Annotated in this window: 14 protein-coding genes; 5 read left to right on the top strand and 9 right to left on the bottom strand. The window is 59.7% G+C overall.

The features are described 5' to 3' along the window. Positions 1 to 93: 93 nt before the first annotated feature. From RY113_RS00455 to RY113_RS00445, 3 genes are all read right to left on the bottom strand, one after another. Positions 94 to 225 carry a putative transporter small subunit gene (locus RY113_RS00455; RefSeq protein ID WP_211315159.1) on the bottom strand — a complete coding sequence of 44 codons (132 nt, stop codon included), beginning with the start codon at positions 223 to 225 and terminating at the stop codon, positions 94 to 96. A gap of 9 nt (positions 226 to 234) precedes the next feature. Beyond that, positions 235 to 1,926 (bottom strand): sodium:solute symporter family protein, encoded by a 1,692-nt coding sequence (locus RY113_RS00450; RefSeq protein ID WP_110107206.1) that lies wholly within the window; start codon positions 1,924 to 1,926, stop codon positions 235 to 237. A gap of 360 nt (positions 1,927 to 2,286) precedes the next feature. Then, the gene (locus RY113_RS00445) at positions 2,287 to 3,135 is read right to left on the bottom strand and encodes a PHP domain-containing protein (protein ID WP_110107207.1); all 849 of its coding nucleotides are present in this window, start codon (positions 3,133 to 3,135) and stop codon (positions 2,287 to 2,289) included. 65 nt (positions 3,136 to 3,200) lie between these two features. Between RY113_RS00445 and RY113_RS00440 the strand changes: the two genes are divergently transcribed. Next, on the top strand, positions 3,201 to 4,775 hold the full coding sequence (locus tag RY113_RS00440) for an aminopeptidase P family protein (protein ID WP_315912905.1): 1,575 nt from the start codon (positions 3,201 to 3,203) through the stop codon (positions 4,773 to 4,775). A 125-nt stretch (positions 4,776 to 4,900) separates the two neighbouring features. On the opposite strand, the gene RY113_RS00435 is transcribed toward RY113_RS00440, so the two are convergent. From RY113_RS00435 to RY113_RS00425, 3 genes are all read right to left on the bottom strand, one after another. Beyond that, entirely contained in the window at positions 4,901 to 5,188 is a 288-nt protein-coding gene (locus tag RY113_RS00435; RefSeq protein WP_110107208.1) for a transcriptional regulator, read from the bottom strand. Beyond that, positions 5,185 to 5,640 (bottom strand): hypothetical protein, encoded by a 456-nt coding sequence (locus tag RY113_RS00430; RefSeq protein ID WP_315912904.1) that lies wholly within the window; start codon positions 5,638 to 5,640, stop codon positions 5,185 to 5,187. Before RY113_RS00430 ends, RY113_RS00435 begins: the two co-directional genes overlap by 4 nt. 216 nt (positions 5,641 to 5,856) lie before the next feature. Next, the gene (locus RY113_RS00425; RefSeq protein WP_315912903.1) at positions 5,857 to 6,657 is read right to left on the bottom strand and encodes a general stress protein; all 801 of its coding nucleotides are present in this window, start codon (positions 6,655 to 6,657) and stop codon (positions 5,857 to 5,859) included. Positions 6,658 to 6,823: 166 nt separating this feature from the next. Between RY113_RS00425 and RY113_RS00420 the strand changes: the two genes are divergently transcribed. The 3 genes from RY113_RS00420 to RY113_RS00410 are packed head-to-tail and all read left to right on the top strand — an operon-like array spanning position 6,824 to position 9,893. Next, entirely contained in the window at positions 6,824 to 8,107 is a 1,284-nt protein-coding gene (locus RY113_RS00420; protein WP_110107211.1) for a magnesium transporter MgtE N-terminal domain-containing protein, read from the top strand. Next, positions 8,100 to 8,753, top strand: a complete 654-nt coding sequence (locus tag RY113_RS00415; RefSeq protein ID WP_179442468.1) for a DUF1003 domain-containing protein — start codon at positions 8,100 to 8,102, stop codon at positions 8,751 to 8,753. The genes RY113_RS00420 and RY113_RS00415 overlap by 8 nt, the downstream gene beginning before the upstream one ends. Before the next feature lie 12 nt (positions 8,754 to 8,765). Next, a complete protein-coding gene (locus RY113_RS00410; RefSeq protein WP_315912902.1) occupies positions 8,766 to 9,893 on the top strand; it encodes a P-loop NTPase in 1,128 nt (375 codons plus the stop codon). Between the two features lie 108 nt (positions 9,894 to 10,001). Here the strand turns inward: RY113_RS00410 and RY113_RS00405 are convergent, their stop codons facing one another. After that, a complete protein-coding gene (locus tag RY113_RS00405) occupies positions 10,002 to 10,427 on the bottom strand; it encodes a twin-arginine translocase TatA/TatE family subunit (RefSeq protein WP_110107213.1) in 426 nt (141 codons plus the stop codon). Positions 10,428 to 10,538: 111 nt separating this feature from the next. Then, positions 10,539 to 11,186 carry an RNA polymerase sigma factor SigE gene (gene sigE, locus RY113_RS00400; RefSeq protein WP_315912901.1) on the bottom strand — a complete coding sequence of 216 codons (648 nt, stop codon included), beginning with the start codon at positions 11,184 to 11,186 and terminating at the stop codon, positions 10,539 to 10,541. A gap of 183 nt (positions 11,187 to 11,369) precedes the next feature. Between sigE and RY113_RS00395 the strand changes: the two genes are divergently transcribed. Beyond that, positions 11,370 to 12,002 (top strand): O-methyltransferase, encoded by a 633-nt coding sequence (locus RY113_RS00395; protein ID WP_110107215.1) that lies wholly within the window; start codon positions 11,370 to 11,372, stop codon positions 12,000 to 12,002. A gap of 87 nt (positions 12,003 to 12,089) precedes the next feature. Here RY113_RS00395 and RY113_RS00390 read toward each other — a convergent pair whose 3' ends face one another. Continuing rightward, positions 12,090 to 12,257, bottom strand: a complete 168-nt coding sequence (locus RY113_RS00390) for a DUF3117 domain-containing protein (RefSeq protein ID WP_082000207.1) — start codon at positions 12,255 to 12,257, stop codon at positions 12,090 to 12,092. Between the last annotated feature and the right edge of the window lie 45 nt (positions 12,258 to 12,302).

Here is a 12,302-nt window from a genome sequence, read left to right as displayed (position 1 = left end):
TAAAGAACTTTGCTCCCACAACCCGTTCCGGGTGGTGGGAGCAAAGTTCTTTAAGCTTTAAATCAGTAGGCTCCTGGATCAGGCGGCCACTGACTAGATCAGCGGGCGGCCCTCACGCTTGGCTGCCCGAATTTCTTGGATGAATGCTTTGCCCAGGACATAGAGCACCCCGGCCACAATGACGGGCCAGATCAGGATGTAAAGGGTCAGAAAAAATACGCTCATGCCTGTTCCCTACGCTTTCTTTTCAAGAAGTGAACCGGAGTCGGTGTGGTCAGCTTCGGCGCGGTCGTCGAAGTCGCCAATGCGCTTCTTGATGCTGTCGAAGTCGAACGTGGCGTTGTTGCTAAAACACATGAAGTAGCAGACAAGGGTACTGACGGCGTAGGCCACGAGCGAACCGGACAAGACTGTGTAGCCGTGCAAGAAGCCGATGGCGAAGGGTGCCGCGGCCACCATCGCCACACCGGCCACAATCTTGGCGGTCTTTAGCCCAAAGAAGCCAAAGGCCATCAAGCCCAGCACCACACCGATGCCAATGACCGAGAGCACATCAACAATGATGCCGGTGGCACCGGTCATGGGTATCCATTCGAAACGGATCGGCAGGAAGAAGGCCAAAGCCACCAGGACCGAGACCGTGAACGCCTTGTTGGTGACCTTTTGCCAGTAGAAACTGGCGATGACGGGGAACACCAGGGCACCCCACAGTGCACCGACAAAAACCAGCAAGTCCAAAATATTCAGCTTGCCGCTGGCGAAGTATAGGCCCGCGCCGGTGGCCACAATCATGGTGATGCGGCCTACGAACAGCATGGTCTTGGGATTCGCTTCACCCTTCTTGGCAATGTTTTGCCCGTAGATATCGGCCATCATGATCGAGGACATGGCGGAGAGGTCCGAGTCCGCCGTCGAGGAGAGCGCGCCGATGATCATGATCAAGAAGATGCCCAACAAAACGGGACTCAGGTAGGTGGCCGCCATCTGCGGGATCAGGTTATTCGTATCCCCATCCAGCGGGGCAACGCCAGCGTACAGGGCCATGACACCGAGCATGCCAATGCCAATGATCGTGGCCCCGTAGCCCACCGTGGCCGTGATAAAGGTCTTCTTGATCAGATCCTCACGGACGGCAAAGAGGCGCTGCGCAATGGTCTGGTTGCCAATGGCGTACGCCAGAACGGCAGCAATGTACGGGGCGCCCTGGTTCAGGAATGCCTCGGAGGAGAAGAAGTTGGACTGCTGCGGTGTCAGCTTGGACGCCCCCGTCACCAACATGTCCGTGCCACCCGCAGCAAAGAACACCACCGGGATGATAATGACCACAGCACCCAGCATGGCAAACACCTGGATGGCATCGGTGAGCACCGAGGCACGGAATCCGGACCACAGCGAGTACAGCAGGATTCCGCCACCAATGAACAGGATGCCCTGGGTGAAACTGAAGGGCGAAAGCAGCGAAATTAGTGCCCCGCCGGCAATGAAGTTGGAGGTGATACTGACCATTGAGCCAACAATGTTGGACCCCGCAAGCATGAGCTGGCTGGACTTGCCGTGGCGTGCGTACATAACCTCAGCCAAGGTGTGGGCTTTCGGTGCCACTGCCCGGATCCTCTTACCGAAGGGGTAGATGAACAAGATCATCAACGCCCCCCACAGGCCATAGTGAATGGGCCCTGAAATCCCATAGGTGTATCCGGAGGTGGCTGAGGCGTACATTGAGGACGCCCAGATCCACGTGGCCGTCATACTGCCGGCCGAAATGCCGAACCCCACCTTGTTCCCGGCGGTCATGTAGCCGTCTGCGTTTTCTTTTTTGCGACCAATGAACAAAGTCATCATGAAAGTGCTGCCAAAAAACAACACTAAAAGCCCTATTACTGTCCAGCCCCCAAGCTGGTGAAGTCCTGCGCCATCCGGCACCATGCATATCCTCTCGCAAGGACGGAACTCACCGGCATTCCGCCACAAAATAGCGTGCGCCGCCCAAAAAAGATGCATAAGCAATCCGGTGAAGGATCCAACAGGCGCACTTCCCCGCCCGGGACCAGCCGCCAAGGCAAGCAGTTTTATCTGCGCAGGCGGCCCAAAGCAGAGCACCGACAAGGTGCATCCACTACCGGAAATTCAACGGCTGACGTTCAGCCGGCAACGGGAATACAACGGGCTCGAGAGCAGTGTTGATTGCCCAGTCGAACCAATAACGTGCTTCACACTAACAGCCTCAGTCTGCGCCATGATGGATATTACGAGCATCAAAGGATAACAATGATGCAACCATTGGCGCTATGGCAGGAAGGGCGCCGTTCCTGTGCCCCACTCCAGAAGCCGTTCCAGTGCGTCGGGTGAGGTGAGGTTTTCGCCGAGCAGATTGGGTTTTCCCGCCCCGTGGTAATCGGAAGAGCCTGTCATAAACAGTCCGCGCTCACGGGCAAGCACCCGCAGCCACGCACGTCCCTCGGGAGGATTGTCCCGGTGCTCAACCTCCAAACCCAGCAGGCCGGCGTCGATCATGTCATGAAAAATCTCAGGTTCAACCACGCGGCCCCGGCCCGTAGCCACGGGATGGGCAAAAACGGGCACGCCCCCGGCGGCGCGGACAAGTTCCACAGCCAGCACCGGGTCCACGGCATAGTGGCTGACAAAGTACCTCGAGTGCGAGGTAAGAATGCTGGCGAAGGCCTCATTGCGGTCGGACACAATGCCTGCCGCCACCAAGGCGTCCGCAATGTGGGGCCGGCCCACGGTGGCACCCGGGGCAACATGGGCACTGACGTCATCCCAATTCAGCGGGTAGTCCTCGGCGAGGCGCTCCACCATGCGCTCGGCGCGAGTCTGCCTGGCCACCTTGGCCTTGGAAATCTCCTCCAGTAGGCCAGGATGGAGGGGGTCTTGGAGGTAGCACAGCAAGTGCACGCTGATGCCTCGAGCTGTTTTGCACGAGATTTCCATGCCTGGAATCAGCCCTACACCGTGCAGCTTGGCGGCGTGCAGCGCTGGGGCCCAGCCATCCGTTGAGTCATGATCCGTCAACGCCATGACATCAAGGCGGGCCGCTGCAGCCGCGGCCACTAATTCGGCGGGCGGCTGTGTACCGTCGGAAACATTTGAGTGCGTGTGCAAATCGATCTTCACGCTCCAAGCGTACGTCGCTTCGCCCCACCTTTGTCCCAATGCGTAAGCGGTGGGAGACTTAAGGGGTGAACCAGACAGAGCAAACCTCCGTGCACCCCGACCCTTCAAGCGAGCTGCCCCTTGAGGAGCGCGTGAACAACCGTTCGCACCGCCCCGATTCGGACGCCTTCCGTACTTTCATGGCCTCCAGCTGGGCCCCCACATCAGCTGAACTCCCGGCCCGCGCCGAGGTGGCAGACCACGCCGCACGCCGCCGCCACGGAATTTCATTACAATTCCCAGGCGAACGCCTGGTCATCCCGGCCGGGCCGCTAAAGGTTCGCTCCAATGACTGCGACTACCGTTTCCGCCCGCACTCCGCCTTCGCGCACCTGAGCGGCCTGGGCGTGGACCATGAGCCCGACGCCGTGCTGGTGCTGGATCCCGTGGCAGAAGGTGAAGGGGACAACGGCTCCAATCACAGAGCCACCCTCTATTTCCGTCCCATGGCTGGCCGGGACACCAAGGCGTTCTACGCTGATTCGCGCAGCGGCGAGTTCTGGATTGGCCGCCGCCCCACCCTGGCCGAATTTGCGGCACAATTGGGACTGCCCACCGCTGACGTTACCGAGTTGGAAGTGGGCATCACCAAAAATGTTGGTGAGACCAGCGTGGGCGGCACCTCCATCCGCCTAGTACGCAAGGTTGATGAGAACATTGACGCACTGGTGGACACGGCCCGCTACAACACTGCAGCGAATCCCGACGCCCTCGATTTCGGGGCCCTCGATGACCTCGACGGCAAGCTGGCGGAAGCCTTGTCCGAGCTGCGCCTGATCAAGGACGCTTGGGAGATTGAACAGATGAAGGTGGCTGTAGCAGCCACCATCAAAGGTTTCGAAGACATCGTGAAGGCACTGCCGCGCGCAGTAGCCCACCAACGCGGTGAACGCGTAGTGGAAGGGGCCTTCTTCGCCCGCGCCCGCGAAGAAGGCAACGAGCTCGGCTATGACACCATTGCCGCAGCCGGCAATAACGCCACCGTGCTGCACTGGAACCGCAACACCGGCACCGTCAAACCGGGTGACATGCTGCTGGTGGACGCCGGCGTCGAGGCTGATTCCCTCTACACGGCGGATGTCACCCGCACACTGCCCATCAACGGAAAGTACTCAGAGGTCCAGCGCAAGATCTACCAGGCCGTCCTGGATGCTGCCGATGCCGCCTTCGCCGTAGCCGTCCCCGGACGGAAGTTCCGCGACGTTCACACCGCCGCCATGGAAGTTTTGGCCAGCCGCCTCGCTGACTGGGGCCTCCTGCCAGTTTCTGTGGAAGAGGCACTATCAGCCGATGGCCAGCAGCACCGCCGTTGGATGCCGCACGGCACCAGCCACCACCTGGGGCTGGATGTCCACGACTGCGCCCAGGCCCGAGCAGAGCTCTACCTTGACGGTGTCATCGCCGAAGGCATGATCTTCACCATCGAGCCTGGCTTGTATTTCAAGGATGAGGATCTGGCCATCCCGGCCGAGTACCGCGGCAACGGCGTGCGCATTGAGGATGACATCCTCATCACCGCCAACGGGCCCGTGAACCTCAGCGCGGCACTGCCCCGCACCCCGGATGACGTCGAGGAGTGGATGGCGAACCTCTCCGACTAACTCCCCTGGCGCGCTTTTGTCGCCGCTTGCCGTACCTTGCCGCAGGACTTCCTGAGGCAAAATGCGCCAAGCGGCGGCATTTTTGCCTTTCAAGTACGACGCCGGGAGCCCTCCTCACGCTGCTCTCACACCCCGGCGATGAGCGCCTTGAGTGCCGTGACATGGTCCTGGTAGGCGAGTTGTCCTTCGGGAGTCAGCGCCGCCCATGTCTTGACCCGTCCCTTGCCTGTTGGTTTGCTCAGCGTGAGGTAGCCGGCATGTTCTAGGACCTTCAAGTGTTTGCTTGTCACGGAATCGGCCACGCCAAGCATGTCCCTGATAGTGCCGAATTCAGCTTGGCTGACGCCGCTGAGGAACGCACAGATCTGCAGCCGGTTGGGAGCATGGATGACCTCGTTGAGTTGGACGGTCACAGCTTCTCCCGCAGCTGTTTGCGCAGTGCCACGTCGAAGCCCCGGCCAAAGACATTCACGGCAACAAAAACAACGATTCCGGCCACCCAGGCCGGCCAGTCGAGCCCCTTCTCGGCGTGAAAATAGTACGCACCGGCCAGGCCGCCGAACATGACCACCACCACGGGCAGCGTCCACCAGCTGGCCCTGCCCGCTTTGAGGCCGTTGATCCACATTCCCGTCTTTTTTCTGTATGCACCCATGAGGATGCCGATGCCCAGGAAATACACGACGGTCACGGCGATGATTGCCACGGTGCCGCCAATCGTGATGGTCACGACAAACATGGCAGCCAGCAAGCCCAGCACGGGGTGGTACCACCACGGTGTGGTGAGCCGTTCGGCGGCGTTGCTTCTAGCACTGGCGATGGCGGTCAGTGCTTCTTGGGCCTCGCGGGCTGATTGATTTTCCATAGTGGAAAGTCAAACACATTCCATAACGGAAAGTCAACGGCGCCTCCCCACCGCGCTGGGGCGGCGATCCCCGCCCCGCCAGCCACCGCTGCACTCCGCGTCCTCCCCTGAGGATCGAGTACGCGCCCATATTAAGGTACGACGGCGGGAGGTCACCTTTTCACAAAAAGGTGACCTCCCGCCGTCGTACCTCAGATGGGGCTACTTCAGGTGGGGCTACTGCTGCTGCCCGTTGGGCTCCTCGGGAGCAGAAGGCGCCGGCGCGGGCTCTACCCGGATGCCGTACTGCGGGCGGCCATCCGGCAGATCATGGAACTGGCCCCGGGGAGTGGCCCCTGACTGGGCTCCGTCAGCGTCCTGACCCGCGTGAGCTGTCTCAGCACCAGGCTCAGCCGGCGCATAGGGGTCATGCCAACCCTCGGGGCGGGAAGGAGCTTGCTGCGTCGATGCAGGGGGCTGAACGGGCGGACGGTAACCGCCTTGTCCCTGAAAAGTGTGGGGCCGCTGTGCCGTGGAGTTCATGGGTAGCTGGGTCAGCAGGCGGCGTGCTTCACCGGCCACATCGGGGGTGACAATCACGTCATAGCTGGAAGCTAACACCTGGTTGGTGGAGGTGAAGTCACGCTTACCGCGCTGTGCCGCGTAGCCAATGATCGCGAAAAGCATCCACAGGGCAGCACCGAGGAATACTGAGGTGATGACATTGATGTACGGGGCACCGCCATTGCTTCCTGAGTCAAAGAAGCTGAGCATGACGCCAATGAACAAGCCAAACCAAGCCCCTGTCATGGCTCCAGTGAGGGCCACCCGGGGGTAGCTGAGCTTGCCCGTGACACGTTCCACCATTTTCAGATCGTTGCCCACAATGGAAACGTGCCGGACGGGGAATTTCTCATCGGCTAAGTAATCGACCGCTTTCTGCGCATCCAAGTAGGAAGTATAAGAACCGATTGTTTCTCCAGCGGGAACAATGCGGGCCTCATCCAGGGGTCGAGAGCGTCCAAAAAGGTTTGCCATCTCTCTATTGTCCCCCATTTTCCTGCACGTTGGCTGGAGTATCGCTGGCAGTGAAATGAACAATGTCAGTGTGCCTGCTCCGCTTCTTCGGCACGGGCGCCACTTTTTGCGCTTCGTTGGGCCTTTCTGTTGGGCCATTCTTTGGCATGGGAAGTAGCCTGTAAGAGTGAGCACACAACCTACCCGCATCTTTGTGGCCCGTCTGTTGGGCCTTGACGTCTTTGACCCCCTCGGCGACAGGCTCGGCAAGCTCCGTGACGTGGTGGTGCTGGGCCGTGGCGCACAGTCAGCCCCCCACGCAGTGGGCATTGTGGTGGAGGTACCGGGCAAGAAGCGTGTTTTTGTGCCCATGACACGGCTGACTTCCATGGACCAATCACAAATTATTTGCACAGGACTAGTCAACTTGCGCCGCTTTGAACAGCGCGGGGCCGAGCAACTGGTTCTGGGCGGCATTTTTGACCGCAAGGTGACGTTGGTGGACGGTAGCGGCTTTGCTGTTATTGAAGACATTGCCATGGATAAGCAGCGTCACGGGGACTGGCTGGTGACCAAGCTATTTGTGAGGCGTGGTGCCTCCACCTCACGTCTGCGCGGGCTGCGCCGTGGCCACACCATGCTCATTGACTGGGCCGAGGCCCGCACGGAAGATGAGGCAGAGCCACAAAGCGCCACATTCTTTGTAGCTACACATGAGGATCTTAAGGCCGCCGATTTCGCCGATGCGCTCCAGGAAATGAGTGACAAACGCCGGGTGGAGGTTGCCAGCGAACTCCAAGATGAGCGCCTGGCTGACGTCATGTCCGAGCTCCCGGAAGATGACCAGGTCACGCTGCTCTCCGCATTGGATAATGAACGCGCAGCAGACGTCCTTGAAGAAATGGACCCCGACGACGCTGCGGACCTCCTTGCCGATCTTCCCCAGGCCAAGGCCGAGGAACTGCTTTTGCTGATGGAACCGGATGAAGCCAAGGATGTCCGCCGCCTGCTCCAGTATGCGGAAGGCACCGCTGGCGCACTGATGACCCCTGTGCCGGTAATTCTGCCCCCGGAAGCCACCGTGGCAGAAGCCTTGGCCCATGTGCGTAGTGAAGATATCTCCCCCGCTCTCGCCTCAGCCATCTTCATCTGCCGTCCCCCCTTGGAGACACCCACGGGACGTTTCCTTGGCGTGGTGCATATCCAGCAACTGCTGCGCAGCGCCCCACCGGAACTGTTGGGCACCATTGTGGATAAAAACTTAGAACCTGTCTCGGACCAGGATGACATCTCCGTGGTCAGCCACATCATGGCTTCCTACAACTTGAACTCTCTCCCCGTAGTCAGCAAAGAGGGCCGCCTGGTGGGGGCTGTGACCGTTGATGACCTACTAGATCACCTTTTGCCCGAGGATTGGCGAACCCATGAAGATGGTGCCCCCATCAAGAAATTAGGAGGACGCATTGGCTGAGCGGCATCACGCCAGGGACGGCGGTCTGGACACACCCTTGGAGCTCAAATCTCGGCTCCTGCCCAACCTGACCAGTGATCCGGACCTTTTTGGCCGCTTCGCCGAACGGTTCGCCCGCTACATGGGAACAGCCAACTTCCTGCTGTACATGACCATTTTTGTGATCGTCTGGATCGCGATCAACGTCATTGGCCTCTTTGGACTCAAATGGGACCCCTACCCGTTCATCTTGCTGAACTTGTTCTTCTCCACGCAGGCTTCCTACGCAGCCCCACTGATTCTGCTGGCCCAGAACCGTCAAGATGACAGGGATAGGGTTCAGATTGAGCAGGACCGCTCCCGCAATGAGCGTAATTTGGCTGACACCGAATACCTGACACGTGAAGTGGCCGCGTTGCGGATTACGTTGCGTGAAGTTGCTACCCGTGATTTTGTTCGCTCAGAGCTGCGCGGCCTCTTGGAGGACCTTCTAGCGCTTCAGGAGGAGGGTGTGTCAGATTCCTTCGACGGCGGCGCTCAAGACAATGGCGATACCCTAAAGGAGTCGCGTGCAGCAGCGCGCCGGCCGGCCACGAGTTCATTCAAGGCCGTTTCACCCAAAAAATCAGCCAAGGGTGCCGCCCCGAAGCGCCCCACCGATCCTTAAGGCCAGCATTTCATGACCGCCCCGTCCGAATCCGCTCTCCTCGCCGCGCTGGCAACTGTCATTGATCCGGAACTGCGCCGCCCCATCACCGACTTGGGGATGGTTGCCTCCGTTGAAGCGTTCGAGAACGGCGCGGTTACGGCCGGCATTCGGCTCACCATTGCGGGGTGTCCCTTGCGTGAAACCATCACTGCGGATGTCACAGCGGCCCTGTCACAGCTCCACGGCGTCACTGATGTCCGCGTGGAACTTTCTGTGATGACCCCCGAACAGCGCGCCGAGCTCAAGGAACGGCTCAAGGGCAGCACCCCGGAGCGCGGCATCCCCTTCAACGCAGAAGATTCCCTCACCAGGGTCTATGCGGTAGCCAGCGGCAAGGGCGGGGTGGGCAAGTCATCGATCACCGTGAATTTGGCCTGCGCACTAGCGGCCCAGGGATTGCGCGTGGGCATTGTCGATGCGGATATTTACGGTTTCTCCGTGCCCGGGCTAATGGGCATCACACAGGCCCCCACCCGGGTCGATGAAATGATCTTGCCGCCCGTGGCCCATGGAGTGAAAACGATTTCCATTGGCATGTTTGTGGCAGGCAACCAGCCCGTTGCCTGGCGCGGACCCATGTTGCACAGGGCGCTGGAGCAGTTCCTGGCCGATGTCTACTTTGGTGATCTGGACATCCTGCTCCTGGATCTGCCGCCCGGCACGGGAGATGTAGCCATTTCGGTGGCGCAACTATTGCCTAAGGCGGAGATCCTGGTGGTCACCACTCCTCAGGCAGCAGCCGCAGATGTGGCCGAACGTGCCGGCGCCATTGCTGTGCAGACAGGCCAGAAAGTGGCTGGCGTCATTGAGAACATGTCATTTTTGACGCTCCCGGACGGCAGCACCATGGAGTTGTTTGGCTCCGGTGGCGGAGAAATTCTCTCCAAACGGTTGAGTCAAACTGTGAATGCGCCGGTGGAACTGTTGGGGCAGATCCCGTTGGATGTTTCCTTGCGTGAGGGCGGCGATGCGGGTCTGCCGATCGTCTTGTCCAACCCGGAATCACCAGCGGCCGCGGCACTTTTGGCCATAGCGGGAAAGCTGGCTGTTCGCCCCCGCGGACTGGTGGGGCGCCAGTTAGGCGTCACTCCCAAATAACGCTATCCCACCAATGGTGCCATTTTGACGTACGCTATCCCACGGTGTGGGATAGCGTACGTCAAAATCAGGCCATTGGTGGGATAGCGTTGAGAATTGGTGGCTGGTTTAGGTCGCTTCAGTGTCGTAAGGGGCCATCTGCCCGGCAGGGAGGCGTTCCACCTCGGGCAACGCGGGTCCGGCGTCGGTTGTTTTATTCGACTCAGCGGAGTCCTTGCCCATCATGCTGGCAATAGCCGCACCAGGAGCCGTCTTGAGCGATTTTAGTGTGTCCAGATCCTCGTCATCAATGAGCGCTTCGCGGATGATGCGGCGGGGATCGTACTGGCGCGGATCGAGCTTCTTCCAGTCGATATCGTCAATATCAACCCCGGCTTCTTCCTTGATGGTTTCGCGCGCGCCGGAAGCCATCTTGCGCACCTCACGGATGAGGTTCTTCAGCTTTTCCACATATCCAGGAAGCCGGGAGGGACCGATCACCAAAACTGCCACAATGACAATCAGGACCAGCTCAGGGGTATTGATACCAAACACGTTAGGAAGATTACCCTCTCAGTACTCAAAGCAACGATTCCTAGCGGTAACGCTTGAAAGTTTGCGTACTTGTTCTCTGCACCAGTGATGGCGGACGCCGTCCAGATGATTCTAGCGTGCGCCAGAAATCCTCGGCATCGACAGCATCGGCTTACGCGCTGGGCGCAGATCCTCACGCCGGTTCGGTGCCCGGTCCGCGAGAGATTCGCGCAACATGGCCCTTCCCCTGTGGATACGCGAGCGAACGGTACCCAGCTTGATGTTCAACGCGTGCGCCACCTCGTCATAGGAGAGGCCTTCCATGTCACAGAGCACAACGGCGGCCCGGAAGTCAGGCGGCAACGCCTCCAGTGCGGCGGCAATGTCCAGGTCCAGATTGTTGAACTCAAAGGTGCGTTCCGGCCCGGGATCGTTCCCTGCCAAGCGGGCCGTGGCATCCTCCGAGAGCGCATCAAAACGGATGCGTTGCTTCCGGCGGGCCTGATCCAGGAACAAGTTGGTGGTGATGCGGTGCAGCCAGCCGTCCAGGGTGCCAGGCTTAAAGTTAGCCAGTGACTTGAACACGCGCACAAAGACCTCCTGGGTGAGATCTTCGGCGTCGAACTTGTTCCCTGTCAGACGGTACGCGAGCCGGAAGACTTTCCCGGAGTGGTTGGCCACTACTTCATCCCACGACGGCGGCATCCAGCCGGCGCTCACAGCGAGTTGGTCCGGGGCGCCTTCTGCAGGGCGGCCGGCCAACGGGGTGGCTGTTGTCATAGCTGCACCTCACGTCTTTGGCTGTTGCTGCTCCCCTCGGAGGGAGCAAAGGAAGATTTCCTTATAGTGTCAATAGTGTGCCAAAGAAAGCTGGCGTTTTGCTGGGTGATGACGTTGATGTACCTGAGTGCGCAGGCAGTAGGCTATAGAGCAGTCACCGCAACAGTTTAGGAAACACTGCCCATGAGTGCCGATAAATCCACCAGCTGGTCCTATACAGAGGGCCTACCCGTGGAAGATGCTGTTCTGCGACGCGCCCGCGAGCGCTCGCATGATCTGGGCTTGTTCCCTGTGAGCCCTGGAGTGGCTGCCGTGCTGACCGTCCTCGCGGCAACGTCCAAGGCCCAGACTGCTGTGGAAATCGGAACCGGCGCAGGCGTTTCAGGTGTAGCCCTGCTGCGTGGGCTCGGGCCCAAAGCTGTGCTGACCACGATCGATCCGGATGTGGACCATCTCAAGGCCGCGCGTGAGGCGTTCACCGAATCCGGTTCCCCCGCCAACCGCACACGCACCATTTCAGGACGCGGCCAGGACGTGCTGCCGCGTTTGACCGACGCGGCCTACGACCTGGTTTTCATTGACGCCGACAAGCCCAGCTTCCCTGACTATGTAGAACAAGCCATCCGGCTCCTGAAGTCCGGCGGGCTGCTGATCATCAACGATGCCCTGGACAAGGATCGGGTTTCCGATCCAGCCATCCGCGAAAGCAGCACTGTGGTGCTGCGCCAAGTGGGCAAGCTGATCCGCGAGCACGATTCCCTGATCTCGGCCATGTTGCCAACAGGCGACGGCCTGCTCTTGGCCGTCAAACGCTAAGCAACGTTTTTGTTGCCCGTTGGGCGTTTAAACAGATCAGGCGGGGCAGCATGTTCGCTGCCCCGCCTGCTAAATCTTGTGTTGGAATTACTCCGTCACGCCTACCAAGCACTCTTTGAGGCTAACAGCCTCATCTGCGTTCATCTCCACTACGAGACGTCCACCGCCTTCTAACGGCAGTCGCAGGATCAAGCTCCGACCTTCTTTAGTCACTTCCATTGGACCGTCCCCGGTTCTAGGTTTCATGGCTGCCATCAGGAGTTCCCCTTTTCGTAGTACAAAACCGCATCCGCAGAGCTT

It is taken from the genome of Arthrobacter sp. lap29 (assembly GCF_032458965.1).
GTDB classification, from domain to species: Bacteria; Actinomycetota; Actinomycetes; order Actinomycetales; family Micrococcaceae; genus Specibacter; species Specibacter psychrochitiniphilus.
The sequence above is the reverse complement of the archived record's forward strand: the minus strand, read 5'-3'. Positions and strand labels throughout refer to the sequence as shown.